The organism is Bradyrhizobium sp. CCBAU 53415 (assembly GCF_028128735.1).
In the GTDB taxonomy this organism is placed as follows: domain Bacteria; phylum Pseudomonadota; class Alphaproteobacteria; order Rhizobiales; family Xanthobacteraceae; genus Bradyrhizobium.
The window spans coordinates 147,028-166,625 of record NZ_LBJF01000023.1 but is presented as its reverse complement, the minus strand read 5'-3'; the positions used below and the strand labels follow the sequence as shown (position 1 = coordinate 166,625).

General features: G+C 64.9%; 20 protein-coding genes. 3 read left to right on the top strand and 17 right to left on the bottom strand.

Annotation, left to right across the window (positions count from 1 at the left end):
• Positions 1 to 77: 77 nt before the first annotated feature.
• Genes XH87_RS16640 through XH87_RS16625 form a run of 4 tightly spaced genes read right to left on the bottom strand, consistent with a single transcriptional unit; the run spans position 78 to position 3,150 of the window.
• Positions 78 to 761, bottom strand: coding sequence for a 4-carboxy-4-hydroxy-2-oxoadipate aldolase/oxaloacetate decarboxylase (locus tag XH87_RS16640; protein ID WP_271588110.1), 684 nt, complete (start codon positions 759 to 761; stop codon positions 78 to 80).
• A complete protein-coding gene (locus XH87_RS16635; RefSeq protein ID WP_271588109.1) occupies positions 758 to 1,471 on the bottom strand; it encodes a PIG-L deacetylase family protein in 714 nt (237 codons plus the stop codon). Before XH87_RS16635 ends, XH87_RS16640 begins: the two co-directional genes overlap by 4 nt.
• Positions 1,472 to 1,523: 52 nt before the next feature.
• Entirely contained in the window at positions 1,524 to 2,408 is an 885-nt protein-coding gene (locus XH87_RS16630) for an amidohydrolase family protein (RefSeq protein WP_271588108.1), read from the bottom strand.
• 31 nt (positions 2,409 to 2,439) lie between these two features.
• Positions 2,440 to 3,150, bottom strand: coding sequence for a TetR/AcrR family transcriptional regulator (locus XH87_RS16625; protein WP_271588107.1), 711 nt, complete (start codon positions 3,148 to 3,150; stop codon positions 2,440 to 2,442).
• A gap of 118 nt (positions 3,151 to 3,268) precedes the next feature.
• On the opposite strand from XH87_RS16625, the gene XH87_RS16620 reads away from it, so the two are divergent.
• Positions 3,269 to 4,246, top strand: a complete 978-nt coding sequence (locus XH87_RS16620) for a tripartite tricarboxylate transporter substrate binding protein (protein WP_271588106.1) — start codon at positions 3,269 to 3,271, stop codon at positions 4,244 to 4,246.
• Positions 4,247 to 4,314: 68 nt separating this feature from the next.
• On the opposite strand, the gene XH87_RS16615 is transcribed toward XH87_RS16620, so the two are convergent.
• Entirely contained in the window at positions 4,315 to 5,457 is a 1,143-nt protein-coding gene (locus tag XH87_RS16615; protein WP_271588105.1) for a mechanosensitive ion channel family protein, read from the bottom strand.
• Positions 5,458 to 5,580: 123 nt separating this feature from the next.
• Here XH87_RS16615 and XH87_RS16610 point away from each other — a divergent pair, with 123 nt between their 5' ends.
• On the top strand, positions 5,581 to 6,831 hold the full coding sequence (locus XH87_RS16610) for a DUF763 domain-containing protein (RefSeq protein WP_271588104.1): 1,251 nt from the start codon (positions 5,581 to 5,583) through the stop codon (positions 6,829 to 6,831).
• Positions 6,832 to 6,867: 36 nt separating this feature from the next.
• On the opposite strand, the gene XH87_RS16605 is transcribed toward XH87_RS16610, so the two are convergent.
• The 4 genes from XH87_RS16605 to XH87_RS16590 form a co-directional block, all read right to left on the bottom strand.
• Positions 6,868 to 7,104 (bottom strand): hypothetical protein, encoded by a 237-nt coding sequence (locus XH87_RS16605; RefSeq protein WP_035715940.1) that lies wholly within the window; start codon positions 7,102 to 7,104, stop codon positions 6,868 to 6,870.
• A gap of 94 nt (positions 7,105 to 7,198) precedes the next feature.
• Positions 7,199 to 8,467, bottom strand: coding sequence for a cytochrome P450 (locus XH87_RS16600; RefSeq protein WP_271588103.1), 1,269 nt, complete (start codon positions 8,465 to 8,467; stop codon positions 7,199 to 7,201).
• A gap of 91 nt (positions 8,468 to 8,558) precedes the next feature.
• Positions 8,559 to 8,885, bottom strand: a complete 327-nt coding sequence (locus XH87_RS16595) for a hypothetical protein (protein WP_271588102.1) — start codon at positions 8,883 to 8,885, stop codon at positions 8,559 to 8,561.
• 107 nt (positions 8,886 to 8,992) lie between these two features.
• Positions 8,993 to 9,766 carry a ferredoxin--NADP reductase gene (locus XH87_RS16590; protein WP_271588101.1) on the bottom strand — a complete coding sequence of 258 codons (774 nt, stop codon included), beginning with the start codon at positions 9,764 to 9,766 and terminating at the stop codon, positions 8,993 to 8,995.
• 157 nt (positions 9,767 to 9,923) lie between these two features.
• Here XH87_RS16590 and XH87_RS16585 point away from each other — a divergent pair, with 157 nt between their 5' ends.
• Entirely contained in the window at positions 9,924 to 11,120 is a 1,197-nt protein-coding gene (locus tag XH87_RS16585; protein ID WP_271588100.1) for an amidohydrolase family protein, read from the top strand.
• A gap of 142 nt (positions 11,121 to 11,262) precedes the next feature.
• On the opposite strand, the gene XH87_RS16580 is transcribed toward XH87_RS16585, so the two are convergent.
• The 8 genes from XH87_RS16580 to XH87_RS16545 all read right to left on the bottom strand — a co-directional run bounded on the left by XH87_RS16580 (position 11,263) and on the right by XH87_RS16545 (position 19,545).
• Positions 11,263 to 11,730, bottom strand: coding sequence for a MarR family winged helix-turn-helix transcriptional regulator (locus XH87_RS16580; RefSeq protein ID WP_271588099.1), 468 nt, complete (start codon positions 11,728 to 11,730; stop codon positions 11,263 to 11,265).
• A 14-nt stretch (positions 11,731 to 11,744) separates the two neighbouring features.
• Entirely contained in the window at positions 11,745 to 12,449 is a 705-nt protein-coding gene (locus XH87_RS16575; RefSeq protein WP_035701355.1) for an ABC transporter ATP-binding protein, read from the bottom strand.
• Complete coding sequence (locus XH87_RS16570) at positions 12,446 to 13,237, bottom strand: ABC transporter ATP-binding protein (protein ID WP_035701357.1); 792 nt, start codon at positions 13,235 to 13,237, stop codon at positions 12,446 to 12,448. The genes XH87_RS16575 and XH87_RS16570 overlap by 4 nt, the downstream gene beginning before the upstream one ends.
• Complete coding sequence (locus XH87_RS16565; protein ID WP_271588098.1) at positions 13,234 to 15,123, bottom strand: ABC transporter permease; 1,890 nt, start codon at positions 15,121 to 15,123, stop codon at positions 13,234 to 13,236. Before XH87_RS16565 ends, XH87_RS16570 begins: the two co-directional genes overlap by 4 nt.
• A gap of 182 nt (positions 15,124 to 15,305) precedes the next feature.
• A complete protein-coding gene (locus XH87_RS16560) occupies positions 15,306 to 16,508 on the bottom strand; it encodes an ABC transporter substrate-binding protein (protein ID WP_158669643.1) in 1,203 nt (400 codons plus the stop codon).
• A 75-nt stretch (positions 16,509 to 16,583) separates the two neighbouring features.
• Complete coding sequence (locus XH87_RS16555; RefSeq protein ID WP_035701362.1) at positions 16,584 to 17,168, bottom strand: amino acid synthesis family protein; 585 nt, start codon at positions 17,166 to 17,168, stop codon at positions 16,584 to 16,586.
• A gap of 26 nt (positions 17,169 to 17,194) precedes the next feature.
• Complete coding sequence (locus XH87_RS16550) at positions 17,195 to 18,091, bottom strand: UPF0280 family protein (protein ID WP_271588097.1); 897 nt, start codon at positions 18,089 to 18,091, stop codon at positions 17,195 to 17,197.
• A complete protein-coding gene (locus tag XH87_RS16545) occupies positions 18,088 to 19,545 on the bottom strand; it encodes a 6-hydroxynicotinate reductase (RefSeq protein ID WP_271588096.1) in 1,458 nt (485 codons plus the stop codon). The genes XH87_RS16550 and XH87_RS16545 overlap by 4 nt, the downstream gene beginning before the upstream one ends.
• Positions 19,546 to 19,598: the final 53 nt, after the last annotated feature.

Sequence of the window (19,598 nt, the reverse complement as noted above, 5' to 3'; positions counted from 1 at the left end):
CTCCGCTTCTCTAGAGCATGATCCGGAAAAGTGTGCAGCGGTTTTCCGAAAAGATAATGCTCAAACAATATTTCCGCTCAGACGTCCTCGGGATTGTCGACATAGACGAGGCCGGCCTTCGCCAGTGCCTCGCGCATGCCATACATGTCGAGACCGAGCTCGCCCGAGGCGAGCCGCTTGCGCTTGCCGCCCTCGTCCGCGTTGCGCTTCTTCGCCTTCTCGGCCACCTCGGCCGCATGGCGCTTCGGCACCACCACCACGCCGTCGTCATCGGCCACGATGATATCGCCGGGATCGACATTGACGCCGGCGCAGACCACGGGAACGTTGACCGAGCCGAGCGTGGCCTTGACCGTGCCCTTTGCGGAAACGGCGCGCGACCACACCGGAAACTTCATCTCATGCAGCGCTTTGACGTCGCGGCAGCCGGCATCGATGATCAGCCCCTGCAAGCCGCGCGCCTTTAGCGAGGTCGCGAGCAATTCGCCGAACATGCCGTCGGTGTTGTCGCTGGTGCAGCCGACGACGAGGATGTCGCCTTTCCTGCATTGCTCGACGGCGACATGGATCATCCAATTGTCGCCGGGCTGCGCCAGCACCGTGACGGCGGGGCCGGCAATCGACGCGCCCGGCCAGACCGGACGCAGATACGGCTTCATCAAGCCGATGCGGCCATAGGCCTCGTGCACGGTGGAGACGCCGTACTCAGCCATCCCGGCGGGGTCGGCACGCTTGATGTTGCGAACGACGACCGGCTTCATGCCAGCACCTCCTCGACCGTCGGGAACAGGCGCTGATAGGCCTCACCATAGGTCATGGGCACACCGGTGTTGCGGCTGCCCTGGATACCGCGGTTGAGCGCGACGCGCTCGTAATAGCCCCAGAGATGTTTCTGCGCGGCCAGGATCTGGAACGCCTCGTATTTCTCCTTCCAGACCTCGTCGATCTTCAGGATTAGGTTCGGCTTGTAATTGCACTGCTCCGGCTGATGCGGCTCGAACAGGAACACCGGCGGCGCCGAATATTTGTACTGCGCGCCCGGCTTGTGACCCATGGCCTGCGCCACGACGCGGGTCTCCTGCGCGAAATGCGCTGCGTTCGGATGGTCGAAATTATAGGGGTCTTCCAGCGCGTGCGTCAGCACGAAGCTCGGATTGAGCTCGCGGTGGATGTCGACCATGCGGTCGAAATGCGCTTCGGTCAGCTTGAGCGGATAGTCGCCGCAGTCGAAGAACTCGATCTCGGCACCCAACAGCCTGGCGGCGCGCTCCGCCTCGTCCTTGCGGCCGGCCTTGACCGATTCCAGCGTCGCGCCCTTTTCCTTCCAGGCGAATTGGCTCTCGCCGCGCTCGCCGAAGGACATGCAGACGATCTTCATGCGATAGCCCTTCTTCGCATGCAGCGCGATGGCGCCGCCGGCGCGCCAGACGAAATCGCCCGGATGGGCGGTGATCACGAGACCTGCTTTCATGGGACGAACTCCCTTCTTTCATTCGTAGGCATCATATTGATCGGAGCCCCTTTCATAGGTCGAAGCCAAACAGGCGCGCGGGATTGTCGACCAGAATCTTCTGCTGAAACTCCGGCTCCGGCGCGAACAGCGGGATCAGATCGACGAGGTCGCCATCGTTCGGCATCACCTTGACGTTGGGATGCGGCCAGTCCGTACCCCAGATCACGCGGTCGGGCGCGGTCTCGACGATCTTTCGCGCGAACGGCACCGCATCGGCAAACGGCGGACCGACCGAGGATACCCGCTCCGAGCCGCAGATCTTGACCCAGCACTTCTCGTCGCGCTGCATCAGCTCGATCAGGATCCTGAACGGCAGCTGATCCAGCCCGTCGGCAGCCTTCACCCGCCCCATATGGTCGATGGTGTAGCTCAGCGGGAGCTTTGTCAGCATGTCGGCGTATTCCGGCAGGTCGATCGCATCGAAGTGCAGATCGATGTGCCAGCCGAGCGGCGTGACCATCGCGGCGATGCGGTCGAACACACGTCTGTCGGGCACGCCGCCGAGATGGCGCACGAAGTTGAAGCGGCAGCCCCGGAAACCGCCGTCGTGCAGCACGCGAAGCCCGCGTTCGGTGATGGTATCGTCGATATTGGCGACGGCACGGTAGGCGCCGTTGCTCTGCGCGATGGCATCCAGCGCCACCGTGTTGTCGGTACCGTGCACGCTGGCATTGACGATGACGGCGCGCTCGACGCCGAGCTTGGCGTGCAGCGCGCGAAAATCCTCGAGCGGCGCGTCCGGCGGCGTGTAGGAGCGATCCGGCGCATAAGGATATTTCGCGCCGGGCCCGAAGATGTGGCAATGCGCGTCGCAGGACAGTTTCGGCAGCTTGAACCCGGGCGTGCGTGTGTTCGGATCGGGCGGAGGAATGGTCGGCGTATACGTCATCGTCATCAGGTAAATCGCCGAAGAGAGACCGCTTCTTTCAAGTCTTGGTGCTGACGACCGGCCGCCGCCGCGCCGGCACGGCCTCGTCAAGAGCCGGCGCCTGCAATGCGGCGACGGTGGCCTGCACCAACTGCTCGATGGCGCCTGCGGCATCGCTGCCGTCAGCCTCGCCGCGCGACAGGCGCGAGACGCGCTCCGGCGTCACCAGTGAATAATAGAGCGCGCCGAGCAGGAAATGGCTGCGCCAGACGATGTCGGTGCGCGGAATGTGCGGCAGACTCTCGTGGATCGCATCGATGAAGGCGTGGCTGGTGTCGTCAAAGGTCTGCGCGATGATTTTTCGCGCGACTTCATTGCCCTCCGCGGACATCACGGCGCGCAAGCGCGTGAAGCGCGCCCCGCCGCCGGCGAGATCGCTGCCCGAGGTGAAGGCCGGCACCACATAGGCCCGCACGATCGCCTCCAGCCGGTCCTGGAGATCGCGCACACGCCTGGCGGCGGCGAGCAGCTCGGAACGGCGCAGATTCATCGGCCCGCAATGGCGCCGGTAGATCTCCAGCAGCAGGCCGTCCTTGGTCTTGAAATGATAGGTGACGCTACCCGGATTGGCCCCGGCGGCCTGCGCGATGTCGCGCACCGACACGGCATTGAAGCCGTTGGTGGCGAACAGTTCCTCGGCCGCGGCGAGGATCGCCTCGCGCATGTTCGGCTTGCGGGCCGGTTCCTTGCTGGTGGGCTTGCGTACCATGCGATTTGTACTATCGTACAAAAGATCAGGTCTCGTCAACAAGAACCGCGGGCGGCGTCCGCAACGGCCTGGAGACCGCCGGCAGGCGCGCCAATACCCTCAAGGAGTGCTGGGAAATATGTTGGGTTTGAACAAGAAGATCGGCGGTTTGATGCTGGGTGCCGGTTTGCTGCTGGCGGGGAGCGTCGTGCAGGCAGAAAACTATCCGAGCAAGCCGGTCCACATCCTGGTGCCCTATGCAGCAGGCGGAGCAGTCGACGTGCTCGCGCGCACGCTGGGCCAGGCGCTAGCGAAGACCTGGGGGCAGCAGCCCGTGATCGACAATCGTCCCGGCGCGGGCGGCATCGTCGCCTCGCAAACGCTGACCAAGTCCGCGCCTGACGGTTACACGCTGATCCTGGTCGCGAGCGGCCATCCGCTCAACCAGTTCATCTATCCAAGCGTCCCTTACGACACGTTCAAGGATTTCACCGCGATCACCGAGGTCGCTTCGTCCCCGCTCGCGATCGTGGTGGCCAAGGACAGCCCTTACAAGACGCTCGGCGATCTCCTCGCCGCCGCCAAGAAGGAGCCGGACAAGCTCTCCTACGGCATGTCCGGCAACGGCACCTCGGCGCATCTTGCAGGCGAGCTGCTGAAATACATGTCCGGCACCAAGATCGTCGCGATCCCCTACAAGGGCGGCGCCCCGGCGCTGACGGCCGTGATATCAGGCGAGATCCCGCTCAGCATCAATCCGCTCGCCGAAGCGATCGGCCAGCTCGAGGGCGGCCCGGTGCGCGCACTCGCAGTGACCTCCGCCGAACGCTCCAAGGCGCTGCCGGATGTTCCGACCATCGCCGAGGCCGGCGTGCCCGGCTACGACGTCTCGGTCTGGTGGGGCGTTCTTGGACCGGCAAACATGCCGGCGGAGATTGTGTCCAAGCTCGAGGCCGATCTGAAGGCCGCGCTGCAGGATCCCGGCGTGCTATCGACGCTCGGCAAGATCGGCGCAGCGCCGGTCGGCTCCTCCGCCAAGGAGTTCGACGCCTACATGCACGCCGAGGCGACCAAATGGGAGCCGGTGCTGAAGGCCGCCAATATCCGCGCGCAGTGAGGTTCTGCGGCGCAAGCAAGGCAACGCACGAGTAGCAAGCCTCGGTCCGGCAGCAGGGCCCGTGCTGCTCAGCTATGGACCCTCGCCTGCATCTCCTGCGGCGACACAGGTCGCCGCAGCAAATCGGTATCATCGTCGCCCGACGGGATCAGGATCGCACGCGTGCGCGGCAGCGCCTCCGGCATCTCGTCGCGGATGAACGCGACGAGCTCTTCCCTGATCTCGCAGCGCAGATCCCACGATTGCGGCGCGTTCCGCGCGCTCACCAGTGCGCGAAGCTCGATGGTGTGCGAATCGGCATCGATGACCTGGAGATTGACCACCTTCCCGTCCCACAGCTTCGACTGCTTCACCGCCTGCTCCAGCCAGCTCCTGATGCGCGGGACGTCGGCACGATAGTCGACATGGAGCGCGATCACGCCGATGAGGGACGCGGTGTCGCGCGTCCAGTTCTGGAACGGCTTTTCGATGAAATAGGACAGCGGCACCACCATGCGGCGCCAATCCCACAGCCGGATCACGACATAGGTCGAGGCGATGTCCTCGACCCAGCCCCATTCGTTCTCGATGATTACGGCGTCCTCGATGCGGATCGGCTGAGTGATCGCGATCTGTAAACCCGCGATCAGATTACTCAGCAGCGGCCGGGCGGCAAGACCGACGATGATACCGGCCGCGCCGGCGGAGGCGAACAGGCTGACGCCATACTGCCTCACCGAGTCGAATGTCATCAATGCTGTCGACACGGTGATGACGACAATGATCGTGTCGGTGACGCGCTTGAAAACACGCACCTGCGTGACATGCTTGCGCGCGATGAAATTCTCGGTGACGTCGCGGAAATTCTGCAGATACCGCGCCGCGCTCATATCGACGATCCGGATCGAGATCCAGCCGACCAGGGCGATGAAAGCCACGACGAACAGGCGTGTCAGCGGGGTGCGGATCATGTCGTCGAGCGGTGCAAACGGCAGCACCAGCGCGACGGCAGCAAGGCAGAGCGCCATCTGCGCCGGTCCCGCCGTACGCTCGATGAACACGCTCAAGAGCGGAAGACGGGTTCCGAAGGCGCGGTTGAGCAGCCGGGCCGCGACCCGATAGACGAACAGGGCAACCAGGATCGCACCGGCAACCAGGCCGAGACCGATGAACCATGACGGTATCCAGCCAAGCATCCCGTCGATGTCGGCCATGAGAGCCTGCCAATCCATAACTTCCCCGTCGCTGCATTCAAGTCAGCGCTCAACGCGTTGGGGCCGGCTTCGCTCCCCCGGATCGTGCAACGCAGCATCCCACTGGTGCAACTGTCGTCGAATGCGCTAGCTTGGCCGCCAATGACTCGACGTACCGGCAGCGCCGATCTTCCTCTCCACACCGGGCGGGTTCCGCCGTGGCTTGCGAACCGCATGGCTTTGCTCGGCGGGATCGTCACGCAGGCGATCGTGCATCATTACGGCCGCGACGCGTTTCTTCAGCGCCTGTCGCATCCATTCTGGTTCCAGTCGTTCGGCGCCGTGATGGGGATGGACTGGCACTCTTCCGGAATCACCACCTCCGTGATCGGCGCGCTGAAGCGCGGGCTCGGACCGCTTCAGGACGAACTCGGGATTTATGTCTGTGGCGGCCGGGGTCAGCATTCGCGCAAGACGCCGGACGAGTTGCTGCAACTCGGCGACCGGGTCGGATTCGACGGCATCAAACTGACCCGCGCCAGCCGTCTGGTGGCCAAGGTCGACAGCGCCGCGGTCCAGGACGGATTCGACCTTTACCTGCACGGCTTTTTCGTTACCGCCGACGGCAAATGGACGGTGGTGCAGCAGGGCATGAATGGCGACAAGCGGCAGGCGCGACGCTATCACTGGCATTCCGAGGCGCTGAAGAGCTTTGTCGACATGCCACACAGCGCGATCGACGGCCCGCAGCAGGGCGAGATCGTCAATCTCACCGATCATCGCGCCGATATTTCTCGGATCGCGCAGCTCGATCTGCTGTCCGATCTCGGCCCGGATCGCATCGTCTTCGAATTCGAACGGCTCATCGGGACCGAGCCCGCGCCGGCACAGGGCACGCTGCCGCATCTGATCATGCCCGCACATCACGACGTCCGTCCCAAGGACGTGTTCGCGCGCCGCCTGCACGGCACGCTGGCAGCCGCAGCCGAGCGCGGCCCGGTCGATTTCCCGGAGCTGCTGCTGACGCCCGGCGTCGGCGCGCGCACTGTGCGCTCGCTCGCGATGGTCGCGGAGGTCGTGCACGGCGCGCCCTATCGCTTCGCCGACCCCGCGCGTTTCTCGCTCGCCCATGGCGGCAAGGACCGGCATCCCTACCCCGTTCCGATCAAGGTCTATGACGAGACCATCCGGGTGCTGAAGGGCGCGATCCACAACGCAAAGCTCGGACGCGAGGAAGAGATGCAGGCGATCAAGCGGCTCGACGACCAGGCGCGGCGGCTGGAGCGGACCGCGCGCGGCCCCTCGGTCGAGGCTTTCATCGCCGGTGAGCGTGCGGCCTCGCCTGATCTCGACGGCCGCTCCGTGTTCGGCTGGGAGCGTAATCCTGCGCCCACAAAAAAGCGGACCAGCTAAACCCCGGCCCGCAGGTTGGCGGGAGGAACGTCCCTTTCAGGTCTCTTCGGTCCCCGGCTCCTCCTCGAGCCGGTTGGCTGCGTGGTCCTGATATTGTTCGGTCTGGATGAATTTGCTGTCCATGCCGCGAATGTCCGAATGCTGCGCCTTGTCGCGGTTGGACAGGACCATGTTGTCCCCGATCTTCTCCTTGGGAATATCCGTCAGCGCTCCGTTGCCCGCACCCTTTCCGCGCGCGCCCGAACCGATATGCGTCTTGCCTCCGTGGGGCATGAATTGCTCCATCATTGTTGTCGGCAATTCGTCAACGCATGCAGCACCGGGTTTGTTTCGCGGTTGCATGAGGGAACCGCGCTCGCGCTCTCCCTCAGCTTGCGAGCAGCTGCTCCGGCTCGCGCGACTGCCGCCTCCCACCGCCATCGGCAATGACGGGCAGTTGCACGATCATGCGAATCCCGGGCCGCTTGCGCCAGTGGATCTCGGAGGGATCGACCGCAAGACCGAGCCGCGGCCAGCGCTTGAACAGGGCCTGGAGCGCACAGATCGCCTCAATCCGCGCGAGCTGATGCCCCAGGCAAAAATGGATCCCCGTGCCGAACGACATGTGGCGATTGGGCTTGCGCTCGAGATCGAGCCGTTCCGGCTGATCGTGCACCGCCGGATCCATGTTCGCTGCGGAGAGCATGACCATCACGCGGTCGCCCTTCTTCAAGCGCACGCCTTCGACCTCGACATCGTGCCGCACATAGCGCGGCTTCGAGAATTGCACCGGCGAGACGAAACGCAGGAACTCCTCGACCGCAAGCCCGGCGCGGCTCCAGTCCTGCTCCAGCCAGTCGCGAAGGCCCGGGTTCTTGAGCAGCTCGTAGACGGAACCGCTGATGAGATGCGTGGTGGTCTCCGATCCCGCCCCGAGCAACAGAAACACCATCGAAACCATTTCGTCCGGCGTGATCTGGCCGCCTTCGCGCTCGACCTGGATCAGCTCGGCAATCAGGCCCTCGCCGCCCTGCACGCGCGCGATCTGCAGCTGCCGTTCGAGGTAGGCGCGCATCTTTCGGAACGTGAACAGGAGGCGGAAGAAGCCGACGACGCTCGTCAGCGAGGACATCGTATTGGCCCAGGCGATGAATCTCGGACGATCGGCCGGAGGCAGGCCCAGCAGCTCGGAGATCACCGCAAGCGGCAGGATGCGCGCGTAGCGCTGGACGAGATCGGCCGGACTTCCCTCCGCGAACAGCTCGTTGGCGAGGCCGTCGGCGATGCCGCGGATGTGGGGTTCCATCGCGACGATGGCGCGGCGACGAAAAGCCTCGTCCACGATGCTGCGCAGCCGCGTGTGATCCGGCTCGTCCATCGTCAGCATGTTGTTGGCTATGGTCCTCACATATCTCGGCATCCACCAGCGCAGACCCGCGACGTCGCCATCTTCCTTGCGCAGCGTGAAGGTTGCACTGTCCTTCAACACCTGCGCCGTGGCGTCATGCGTGGTGGTGATCCAGACGTCGCCGACCAGGGGAAAGCGCGACGCGACCACGGGGCCTTGCGCCCGCAACGCGGCGATGGCCTTGGGCGGATCACGAAAGAAAGCCTCGCTGGTAAAATCGAGGCGCGGAGCCGTGATATCACCGGACATGGGATCACCGGGATGGTTGGCAGCACGTCAACGAGATGGTGTGGGGCCGCGCCGGCGCAAGGGCAGGAACTCTTCCGCCCCTTGCGAGGAACTACCCGCGCCCCGGCGAGCGCTGACCGGTCTTGCGCTGCTGCTGGTTGGTATAGGAATCCCAATGGCTCCAGCTGCCGCTGCTGAGGCTTTGCAGGTCGGTGCCGAGCGGCCGGCGCGTCCGCTTGTCGTGATCGGCGATCGCCCGTTCGGACTGCGCGATCTTCCGCTTGAGTTCCGCGATCGACTTCTGGGTCTGTCCATTCCGCTTCGACGAGGCGATCTCCCCCATCGTGAAGCGCGCGGTCTCCAGCGCCTTCAACTCGGCGCGATTCCTCTTCAACTGAACCCGGTGCCAGGCGATGTTGCTGTCGCTGTCCGCAACCATGTGGGAACTCCGCTGATTCGCTCCCACAGTGTATCAAGCGCCGAATCGGCGCCGCAACGGGCCCCACGCGGCGAAAATGCGGTCTTATTGCGAAAGAAGGCTTGCGTTCAGCGCTCGACAAAGGCCTTTTCGACCACGAACTGGGCCGGCTCGCCGTGGCTGCCCTCGACGAAGCCGCGTTCGCCCAGGAGCACGCGGGTGTCCGCCACCAGCGCCGGGCTGCCGCAGATCATGACGCGATCCCGGGCGGCTTCCAGCACCGGCAGGCCGATATCGGTGAACAACTTGCCTGACGTGATGAGGTCGGTGATACGGCCGCGGTTGCGGAAGGGATCGCGCGTCACGGTCGGGTAGTAGATCAGCTGATTGCGGATGTATTCGCCGAGCAGCTCGTCCTTCGGCAGATGCTCGGTGATCATCTCGCCATGGGCGAGCTCCTTCACGTGCCGGCAGCCGTGCAGCAGCACCACCTTCTCGAACCGCTCATAGGTCTCGGGGTCCTTGATCACGCTCAGGAACGGCGCGAGACCGGTGCCGGTGCCGATGAGGTAGAGGTTGCGCCCCTCCTCCAGATTGTCGATCACGAGCGTGCCGGTCGCCTTGCGGCTGACGATGATCTCGTCGCCTTCCTTCAAATGCTGGAGGCGCGAGGTCAAGGGACCATCCGGCACCTTGATCGAGAAGAACTCCAGCGAGTCCTCGTAATTGGCGCTGGCGACGCTGTAGGCCCGCAGCAGCGGCTTCTCGCCGACCTTGAGCCCGATCATGGTGAATTCGCCGTTGCGGAAGCGGAAGGTCGGGCTGCGGGTGGTCTTGAAGGAGAACAGCGTGTCGGTCCAGTGACGGACGCTCAAAACGCTCTCCTGATTGAAATTGCTCATCTCACCCTTCCGTGTCGCTTGCTTGCGGTCCCGAGGCGGTCAGCTATGCGTCGTTTGTACACGATCATTCGTATACTAATGAATAATCCGGCTTGATCCCGCGGTCAAGGCTGCCCAAGATCGAAAGCGTCGCAGCTGGAAACAAGGAGCCCCTTCCATGGCGCATGACGCACCCCAGGCCACCGGACCCTCGAAGCTCGTGATCCGGAACATCGGCCTGATCCTGTCCGGCGCCTTGGAAAAGCCGATCCTGGACGGCGACACCATCGTCGCCGAGAACGGCAAGATCACCGCGATCGGCCGCCTCAAGGACGTCAACACCGAAGGTGCGACCACCATCGTCGACGCCCAGGGCACCACGGTGGCGCCGGGCCTGATCGACAGCCACGTCCACCCTGTCGCCGGCGACTGGACGCCGCGCCAGAACCAGATCAGCTGGATCGACAGCTACCTCCACGGCGGCGTCACCACCATGATCTCCGCCGGCGAAGTCCACATGCCCGGCCGTCCCCGCGACGTCGTCGGCCTCAAGGCCATGGCCGTGTTCGCCCAGCGCGCGTTCTGGACGCTGCGTCCCGGCGGGGTGAAGGTTCACGCCGGCGCGCCGGTGATCGAATGCGAGATGGTCGAGGAAGATTTCAAGGAGATGGCCGCCAACGGCGTCAAGCTGCTCGGCGAGGTCGGCCTCGGCGGCGTCAAGGACGGCCCGACCGCACGCAAGATGGTCGGCTGGGCTCGCAAATACGGCATCCAGAGCACGATCCACACCGGCGGCCCCTCGATCCCCGGCTCCGGCCTGATCGACAAGGACGTGGTGCTGGAGGCCGACACCGACGTCGTCGGGCACATCAATGGCGGTCACACCGCGCTCCCCGACGACCAGATCCGCTGCATCTGCGAGGGCTGCAAGCGCGGCCTCGAGCTCGTGCACAACGGCAATGAGCGCTCGGCCCTGTTCACGCTGCGCACCGCGCGCGAGATGGGCGACCTGCATCGCGTCATCCTCGGCACCGATGCGCCCGCCGGCTCCGGTGTGCAGCCGCTCGGCATTCTGCGCATGGTGTCGATGCTGTCCTCACTCGGCGATCTGCCGGCCGAGCTCGCCTTCTGCCTTGCCACCGGCAACACCGCGCGGATGCGGCAGCTCGATTGCGGCCTGATCGAGGTCGGCCGCTCCGCCGACTTCGTCATCATGGACAAGGCGCAGCACTCGCCCGGAAAGAACATTCTGGAGAGCGTGCAGCTCGGCGACCTCCCCGGAATCGGCATGACCATCATCGACGGCATCGTGCGCACCCAGCGCAGCCGCAACACCCCGCCGGCCGGCAAGGTGCCGGAGGTGGTGGCGAAGTGACGGCATACTCCGCAGTTGTAGGGTGGGTTAGCTCGGCGGATGCGCAAAGCGCATCTGTCGAGCGTAACCCACCAACTTCGCTCCGCAATCGCGGAAGCGTGGTGGGTTACGCCTTCGGCTAACCCACCCTACGAGACTGCCTTCACCTCAGCTTATTGAGAAGCGCCATCAGCAGCTCGCGCTCCTTGGCGTCGAGCGGCGCCAGCGTTTCACGGGTGATCGCCAGCGCGTTCGGCGCGAGCTTCTCGGCGAGCTGCTGACCGGCGCGGGTCAGGCTCACCAGCAGCCGCCGCCCGTCGTCGGGATCCTGGCTGGTCTCGGTCAGGCCGCGCGCAGTGAGACGATCGATTACCCCCTTGATGGTGGCGACGTCCATCGCCGTCAGCCGCCCGAGCTGGTTCTGCGAGCACGGCCCGGTCTCGGCCAGTTTCGACAATGCCGCCCATTGCGTCGGCGTCAAGTTGGTGCCGATGTCGCGGGCGAAGATCGAACTGTGGCGCTGCCAGACCTGGCGCAGGATGAAGCCGACCTGCTCGTCCAGCACGTAAGGCGACTTGGAAGGCGCCTTGGCCGGCTTGACGCCCTTCTTCACCGCGACGCTTCTCGCCATCCCTTCCCCACCCCTCACAACGACAGATGCGCGTCGCGGATATCAGGACGCGCGTCGAGCTCGGCCATGGTGCCGCCGAAGCAGATGCGGCCGCGCTCGATGATGTAGGCGCGATCGGAGATCAGCCGCGCGAAATGCAGATTCTGCTCGGAGACGACGATGCTGACGCCCTCCTTCTTCATGGTCAGGATGGCCTCCACCATCTGCTCCACGATCTTCGGTGACAGGCCCTCCGACGGTTCGTCCAGCAGCACCAGTGAGGGATTGCCCATCAGCGTGCGCGCGATGGTGAGCATCTGCTGCTCGCCGCCACTCATGCGGCCGCCCGGCCGGTTCTTCATCTCACCCAGATTTGGGAACAGCGCGAACAGCTTTTCGCGCGTCCAGTGCGGCGCGTTCGGCCGCTTCGGCTGGCGGCCGACTTCGAGGTTTTCCTCGACGGTCAGGTCGGTGAAGATGCGCCGCTCCTCCGGAACGTAGCCGAGGCCCTCGCGCACGATCTCATGGGTCGGCCTCGCCGAGACATCCTTGCCCTCGAACATGATACGGCCGGAGCACTGCGCGACGAGGCCGACGATCGAGCGGAACGTCGTCGACTTGCCCGCGCCGTTGCGACCCAGCAGCGCCACCACCTCGCCCTCACCGACTTCGAACCCGATGTCGAACAGGATGTGGGCCGGACCGTAATGGCTGTTGAGGTCTTGCACCGTGAGCTTCATGCCGAGGTCCCCTCGCGGTGGCGGGCATCGTAGACGAGACCCTCGCCGAGATAGACCGCCTGCACCTGAGGATTGCCGCGCACCTCGGCCGGCGAGCCTTCGGCGATCAGCGCGCCGCGGTTGAGCACGATGATGCGGTCGGCATGCTCGAACACCACATCCATGTCGTGCTCGGTGAAGAGCACGCCGATCGATTTTTCCCGCGCGATGCCCGCCGTCAGGCGCATCAGATCGACGCGCTCGCGCGGTGCCATGCCGGCGGTCGGCTCGTCCATCAGGAGCAGCTTTGGCTGGTTGGCGAGCGCGACCGCAAGCTCGAGCCGCTTGAGGTCGCCATAGGCAAGCTCGCCGCAGGGCCGGTCCGCGTAGCCGCCCATGCCGACCAGTTCGAGCAGGCGGCCGGCCTCGCCGCGGTCGAACTTCGGCGCCGAGCCCCAGAGGTTGTAGAGCTGCCTCGCATGCGAAATCAGCGCGACCTGGACGTTCTCCCGCACGGTCATGGTGGCGAAGGTCGCGGTGATCTGGAACGTGCGCCCGACGCCGAGCCGCCAGACCTCACGCGGCTTCCTGCCCGTGATCTCTTCGCCGAGCAGGCGGACGTGCCCGGTATCAGGCTTGTTCTGGCCGTTGAGCATGTCGAAGCAGGTGCTCTTGCCGGCACCGTTCGGGCCGATCAGCGCCAGGATCTCGCCGGCGCGCAACGAGAACGAGACGCCGCGCACGGCGTGGATGCCGCCATAGGATTTGGTCAGGCCTTCGACCGCGAGAAGTGGGGGTGCAACGCTCATTCGGCGGACTCGATCGGCTTGGCAAGCAAGGGAGATCCCGGCGGCGAGGACTTCCTGCGGCGCTGCGCCAGCATCTCTAGCATGCCGACGATGCCCTTGGGGAAGACGACGACGATCAGCACGATGAAGCCGCCGAGCACGAGCTTCGACAGATCGGTCTGGCTTACCAGCCAGATGTTCAAAGCCTTGTAGACGATGGCGCCGATCACCGCGCCCGAGACCGTCTCGACGCCGCCGAGCAGCACCATGACCAGCGCGTCGACCGACAGCGAGATACCGAGATTGTCCGGGAACACGCTGCCCTTGAGGTAGGCGAACAGCGCGCCGCCGATGCCGGCGGTAGTGCCTGCGATCACGAAGGCGGTCCACTGGATCCGCTTGGCATCGATGCCGATCGCCTCGCTGCGCAGCAGCGAGTCGCGCGTGGCGCGAAGCGCGTAGCCGAACGGCGAGAACACCATTGCCCGCAACGCGATGGTCACCAGCGCCGCGACGCCGAGTGCAAGCCAGTAGAAATGCGACGGGCTCGCCGCCCAGCTCGACGGCCAGAGGCCCAGGATGCCGTTGTCGCCGCCCGTCACGCTCACCCACTGGAACGCGATCGACCATACGATTTGTGCAAAGGCGAGCGTCAACATCGCGAAATAGACGCCGGAGAGCTGCACCGCGAAGAACCCGAATACGGCTGCGCCCAGGCAACCGAGCAGCGGGCCGAGCAACAGACACACGATCATCGGCAGCCCGGCCATCTTGGCGAGGAAGGCGATGCCATAGGCGCCGAGCCCGAAATAGGCCGCGTGACCGAACGAGGCCAGCCCGCCGACCGACATCAGGAAGTGCAGGCTGACGGCGAAGATCACGAAGATCGCGATCTCCGAGCCCACGGTCAGCAGATAATTGCCCGCGAACAGCGGCAACATCGCTGCGACGACGAGCGCCGCAAGCGCCGCCAGCCGTTCGTTCGACGTCAGCGGCCGCCAGGGATTTACGGTGAGGCCAGGCGTCTTCCGCGCGGCCGCCTCCGGCTTGCCGAACAGGCCCCAGGGCCGCACGATCAGCACCACCGCCATCACCAGGAAGACGAGAATGATTGAGATCTTCGGGAAGATCAGGATGCCGAAGGCGTTGAGCTCGGAGACCAGCACCGCCGCCACGAACGCACCGACGATGCTGCCGAGCCCCCCGATCACGACCACGACGAAGACCTCGACGATGATGCGCAGATCCATGGCGTGATGCACGGCATCGCGCGGAATTTGGAGCGCGCCACCGAGGGCAGCGAGGAATACGCCCACCGCGAATACGGACGTGAACAGCCATTTCTGATTGACGCCGAGGGCTGCGACCATGTCGCGGTCCTGCGTCGCCGCACGCACCAAGACGCCCCAGCGTGTGCGCTGGAACAGCAGCCAGAGAATGCCGAGCACGACAGGTCCGAGCACGATCAGGAACAGATCGTAGCTCGGGATGTTCTGACCGAAGAAATCGATGGCGCCCTTGAACCCCGGCGCGCGACGGCCGACGAGATCGTCGGGCCCCCAGATCAGCACGACAAGGTCCTCGACCATCAAGGTCAGGCCGAAGGTCGCAAGCAGTTGGAACAGTTCGGGTGCGTGATAGATGCGGCGCAGCAGTACCATCTCCACAATGACGCCGATCAGCGCCACTGCGAGCGCCGCCAGCACGATGCTGCCCCAGAAGCCGAACGCGCCCGAAAGCCGCTCGGTGAGCGTGAAGGCGATGTAGGCGCCGATCATGTAGAAGGCGCCATGCGCGAAATTCACGATCCGCGTGACGCCGAAGATGATCGACAGGCCCGAGGCCACCAGGAACAGCGACGCTGCGCTGGCGAGACCGGTCAGAAACTGTACGACGTAAAAGGCCATCGGCGGTCCGGGTTAGGTGGTGGGTCTCATCCCGCTCGTGCGCGGGAGAGAGCTTTGTAGGGTGGGTTAGCCGGCGGCTGCGCGGAGCGCTGTTTGCCCGGCGTAACCCACCACTTCTGCTTCTGCGGATGCCGAAGGTGCTGGGTTACGCCTTCGGCTAACCCACCCTACGGCAACGGCGACTAATCCTTCGGGCGCAGCTTCGCGACTTCGGCATCGCTCGGCAGATAGTCGGCGCCCTTCTTGTAGGACGAATCCACCATCACGCCCTTGCCGTCCTTCAGCGCGGTCTTGCCGACGAAGGCGCCGAGCGTCGACTGGTGGTCGATCTTGCGGAAGGTGATCTCGCCGAACGGCGACGGCACGGAGAGCCCTTCCGCCGCGGCAATCAGCTTCTCCGGATCGGTCGAGCCGGCTTTGGCGAGGATCGCGGCCGCCGACTTGATGGTCTGATAGCCGACGATCGAGCCGAGGCGCGGATAGTCGTTGTACTTGGCCTGATACGCCTTCAGGAACGCATCATGCTCGGGCGTCTTGATCGAGTACCAGGGATAGCCGGTGACGATCCAGCCCTCCGGCGTCTCGTCCTTGAGCGGATCGAGATATTCGGGCTCGCCCGTGAGGAACGAGACGACCTCGCGCCCCTTGAACAGGCCGCGGGTGTTGCCTTCGCGCACGAGCTTCACGAGGTCGGCGCCGAAGGTGACGTTGAGGATCGCCTCGGGATTGGCGGCGGCAACCGCCTGCACCACGGGACCTGCGTCGATCTTGCCCTGCGGCGGCCATTGCTCGTCGACCCACTGGATGTCCGGGCGCTTCGCCGACATCAGCTTCTTGAACACCGCGACAGCTGACTGGCCGTATTCATAGTTCGGCGCGATCGTCGCCCAGCGTTTCGCCGGCAGCTTGCTGGCTGCCTCGACCAGCATCGCCGCCTGCATGTAGTTGGAGGGGCGCAGGCGGAAGGTGTACTTGTTGCCCTTGGACCAGGTGATGGCGTCCGTCAGCGGCTCGGCCGCGAGGAAGAACACCTTCTTCTGGTTGGCGAAGTCGCTGACCGCGAGGCCGATGTTCGACAGGAAGGTGCCCGCGAGCATCGCGACGCCCTCGCTCGAGACGAGCTCGTTGGCCGCGGTCTGCGCGTCGGCCGGCTTGCCGCCGTCGTCCTTGGAGATGACGACCAGCTTCTTGCCGTTGATGCCACCGGCCGCATTGATCTCCTCGACCGCGAGCTGCCAGCCCTTGCGATAGGGCTCGGTGAAGGCCGGCAGCAGCGAATAGCTGTTGATCTCGCCGATCTTGATGTCCTGCGCCAGGGCCGAATGAGCCATGCCGCCCGCCAGAAGCGCGAAGGCCGCGCCCACAAAATAGTTTCTCGCTCGCATCCCAACCTCCAGTTTTGAACTCTACGTCTTCAGCGTGTCTTGTCGGGGAAGCCGTGCCGCCTCCCCGGTTCAAACCTATCTCAGACCGTCTTCGCCCTTGATCTCGGCGACCGTCAGCCCGCCGACGCGCGGCAATGGCCGGCCACTGTCGGTGACGGCGACCGCGACCATGATCTCGTTGGCGCGCGGCGCGTCGTTGATCTGCACTTCCATGCCGTCGAAATGACTGCGCACGAAGGCAGCGTCCTTGTGCCCGAGCGGAATGTCCAGCGTCGTGCCCGGACCGCTGCGCTTCTTCGAGGAGGGGATCAGAGCTGCGCCCTTGCCCAGCACCTTGCGCACCGGCGCGCCCATCTTGGGGTGGAGGATGGCGGCGGCATGCTCCAGCTCGCCGTTCTCGCCGACGGCGGCCGCCTTGCCGTAGCTCTGCGCCTTGGCGCCATCGATGCCGAGCGCGGCTACCGCACGCTTCGACAACAGCTCGCCCAGCTCCTCGCCGATGACGATCAAGGGCGAAAGATCCTCGACGTATTTTCCGGCGAACGGATTCTCGATGACGGCGATCGCAGCCGCGCGCCGCGTCGGCGGCGAGACCTGCCGGCCCATCTCCATCTGCGTCTCTTCGACGACGGTAACGATCTTGCGGATGATCGCGCTCATGATTGTGTCCTCAGGCTCTTCCCCGTTCAGGCATGCACCGCATTCTCCAGCTGAGGCGGGCGCGTTTCTTGCCGTTCAATATCTTTTGGTCCGATGACGAGCATATCACCACAAAGCTGCAACACAGCACCCTCGATCAGTCGACGATCGAATAAGCGCCGTGCACATTCCGCGCCAGATTCCAGCGCCGTGGCGATCTCATCGTGAGACAGCTCGCCGACATCGCGGGTAACGAGGCGCGCGCCCAGATCGCTGTCGGGCTGAAGCTCGTTCGCAGATTTGCGGATGATGGCTGGATGCCCGGACAGATCGACCGCGTTGGCGATCACGGTCGCGGCCGCATCGGCCTGCGAAGCGGTTGCCGCCAGCACTGTCACAGCATCGGCAATGCCGAGCGAGAAGCTGCGGCCATGGCGCCCGCTGGTCGCGACGCCCCGCACCGGGTCGTCCGCATCGATCCTCATCGCCCGCATCACGCCATCGCGGTCGGGCCGGTCCATCAAGCCGACCGAAAAATGTTCGCCCGCGCCGAGATGAAGCGCGATGTCGCCACCATTGTTGACGTAAGCCCGATCGAGCGTCGCAACACGGAGCATCGCCCCCAGAATCTCCTCCGCCACGCTGCCGGCAACGGCCGCCATCGGCGTGATGAAGCAATCAGCGGCATAGGGCGCGACAGCAGCGTGCATGCAGCGCGCCACCACGCCCCTCAGTAACGTTCGCTCGTCGGCAGCCGCCCGCAGGTCCGGCAATTCCGCGCAGAGCTCGTCGAGCAGACCCGTGAACCGCCGCGCGGCAGCCTCATAGGCCGCACGCACCTCGTCCGCCCGCCCCTTCGCCTCCACGATCAGATCGATCGGTCCATCCTGCAAATGCAGCCGCCGGCCATCAGACAGCAATGCGATTTGCGGGAGCCGCGTCATGTCCGGCGCCCCGGAATCGGATTGTGCCAGGGCAACTGGCGGACATCGTCGCCGTTCTGCACCTCGGAGAGCGGCTTCACATAATCCATGTGTCCGCCGAGTGCGGCATAGTCGGCCAGCTTCATGGTGAACTCGATCGGCGCGACCAGGGCGGGTGTCGGCACATAACCGAACGCGCCTGAAGGCATCTGCGTCACGTCGACCATGTAGGTGATACCGCCGCCGGGCCAGACATAGACCGGCGCACCACCGCTGGTGACACGCGTCAGCGCGTCCTTCACCGAGCGCGTCAGTCGCACCGGATTGTCGGTGACACCGGCACGCAGCGAACCGCCCGCGCCCGCCATGAAGAGCACCGTGCACAGCGCGGGCTCGCAGTTTTCCTGGATCCGCTCGACCGAGAATTTGAGATCGGCCGGCATCTCGGTCTCGACCGGCTTCAAGGCCTCGTCGAGCACGTAATACGACGAGTGCTCGCCGGTGGTGGAGACCATCAGCATGGTCAGACCGGGCTTCGCTTCCTTCGCGTCGAACGGGCCGAGAATCGAGAGTGGATCGGAGATGTTGGTGCCGCCCCAGCCCGTGCCGGGATCGGCGACCTGGAAATAGCGGCCGGGCGTCGAGCGCCGGCCCTTCATCTTGATGCCGGTGTCGGCGATGTCGAGCAGCTTGCCGGCCTGATGCTCCGAGAGCACGCCGGTGATGTGGTCGTCGACCACGACGACCTCGTCGACCTTGCCGTGCCATTGCTTGGCGAACATGCCGATCGTCGCCGAGCCGCAGCCGACCCGCATGCGCTCTTCCCTGGAACCGTTGACGATCGGCGGCTGTCCAGCCTGCACCACCACCGTGGCGCCCCCGTCGATGGTGAGCTCGACCGCCCTGCAATTGGCGAGATCCATCAGCGTGTCGCAGGTGACCCGCCCCTCCTTCTTGGAGCCGCCGGTCAGATGATGGACGCCGCCGAGCGACAGCATCTGCGAGCCGTATTCGCTTGTCGTGACGTGACCGACCGCCTCGCCTTGCGCGCGGACGGTCGCGGTTTCCGGGCCGAGATAGCGGTCGGTGTCGATCTTCACCTTGACGCCGCAATAGGAGAAGATGCCTTCGGTGACTACCGTCACCATGTCGACGCCGTCGACCTCCGCGGAGACGATGAACGGCGCCGGCTTGTAGTCGGGATAGGTCGTGCCCGCGCCGATCGCGGTGACGAAGGTCGAAGGCTCGTGGACGATCTTGCCGTCCCAGTCTTCCGTGCGGCTGAAGGGGACGAGCTTGCCGCCATGCGAGACGGTGCGCTCCAGGATCACATGCGGATCGACGCGGACGAGCTTGCCGTCGTGATTGGCGTAGCGGTCGCAGGCTCCCGCCGCGCCCGGCTTGATGTAGCACATCACCGGACAAGCATCGCAGCGGATCTTGTCAATGACGGCGCTCGTCGTTTCAGTCACCATGTCGGGGCCGGCAACGTTGCGGTTATCATTCGTATACGAACGATGTTGCGCGC

What these genes read in the sequence shown, in the direction of transcription:
- XH87_RS16585 (WP_271588100.1), top strand. Translation starts at nt 9,924, where the DNA reads ATGGCGCATGACGCACCCCAGGCCACCGGACCCTCGAAGCTCGTGATC.
- XH87_RS16550 (WP_271588097.1), bottom strand. Translation starts at nt 18,091, where the DNA reads ATGACGCGGCTCCCGCAAATCGCATTGCTGTCTGATGGCCGGCGGCTG.
- XH87_RS16600 (WP_271588103.1), bottom strand. Translation starts at nt 8,467, where the DNA reads ATGTCCGGTGATATCACGGCTCCGCGCCTCGATTTTACCAGCGAGGCT.
- XH87_RS16635 (WP_271588109.1), bottom strand. Translation starts at nt 1,471, where the DNA reads ATGAAAGCAGGTCTCGTGATCACCGCCCATCCGGGCGATTTCGTCTGG.
- XH87_RS16640 (WP_271588110.1), bottom strand. Translation starts at nt 761, where the DNA reads ATGAAGCCGGTCGTCGTTCGCAACATCAAGCGTGCCGACCCCGCCGGG.
- XH87_RS16590 (WP_271588101.1), bottom strand. Translation starts at nt 9,766, where the DNA reads ATGAGCAATTTCAATCAGGAGAGCGTTTTGAGCGTCCGTCACTGGACC.
- XH87_RS16620 (WP_271588106.1), top strand. Translation starts at nt 3,269, where the DNA reads ATGTTGGGTTTGAACAAGAAGATCGGCGGTTTGATGCTGGGTGCCGGT.
- XH87_RS16605 (WP_035715940.1), bottom strand. Translation starts at nt 7,104, where the DNA reads ATGCCCCACGGAGGCAAGACGCATATCGGTTCGGGCGCGCGCGGAAAG.
- XH87_RS16610 (WP_271588104.1), top strand. Translation starts at nt 5,581, where the DNA reads ATGACTCGACGTACCGGCAGCGCCGATCTTCCTCTCCACACCGGGCGG.
- XH87_RS16580 (WP_271588099.1), bottom strand. Translation starts at nt 11,730, where the DNA reads ATGGCGAGAAGCGTCGCGGTGAAGAAGGGCGTCAAGCCGGCCAAGGCG.
- XH87_RS16630 (WP_271588108.1), bottom strand. Translation starts at nt 2,408, where the DNA reads ATGACGATGACGTATACGCCGACCATTCCTCCGCCCGATCCGAACACA.
- XH87_RS16575 (WP_035701355.1), bottom strand. Translation starts at nt 12,449, where the DNA reads ATGAAGCTCACGGTGCAAGACCTCAACAGCCATTACGGTCCGGCCCAC.
- XH87_RS16560 (WP_158669643.1), bottom strand. Translation starts at nt 16,508, where the DNA reads ATGCGAGCGAGAAACTATTTTGTGGGCGCGGCCTTCGCGCTTCTGGCG.
- XH87_RS16595 (WP_271588102.1), bottom strand. Translation starts at nt 8,885, where the DNA reads ATGGTTGCGGACAGCGACAGCAACATCGCCTGGCACCGGGTTCAGTTG.
- XH87_RS16545 (WP_271588096.1), bottom strand. Translation starts at nt 19,545, where the DNA reads ATGGTGACTGAAACGACGAGCGCCGTCATTGACAAGATCCGCTGCGAT.
- XH87_RS16625 (WP_271588107.1), bottom strand. Translation starts at nt 3,150, where the DNA reads ATGGTACGCAAGCCCACCAGCAAGGAACCGGCCCGCAAGCCGAACATG.
- XH87_RS16565 (WP_271588098.1), bottom strand. Translation starts at nt 15,123, where the DNA reads ATGGCCTTTTACGTCGTACAGTTTCTGACCGGTCTCGCCAGCGCAGCG.
- XH87_RS16555 (WP_035701362.1), bottom strand. Translation starts at nt 17,168, where the DNA reads ATGAGCGCGATCATCCGCAAGATCGTTACCGTCGTCGAAGAGACGCAG.
- XH87_RS16570 (WP_035701357.1), bottom strand. Translation starts at nt 13,237, where the DNA reads ATGAGCGTTGCACCCCCACTTCTCGCGGTCGAAGGCCTGACCAAATCC.
- XH87_RS16615 (WP_271588105.1), bottom strand. Translation starts at nt 5,457, where the DNA reads ATGGATTGGCAGGCTCTCATGGCCGACATCGACGGGATGCTTGGCTGG.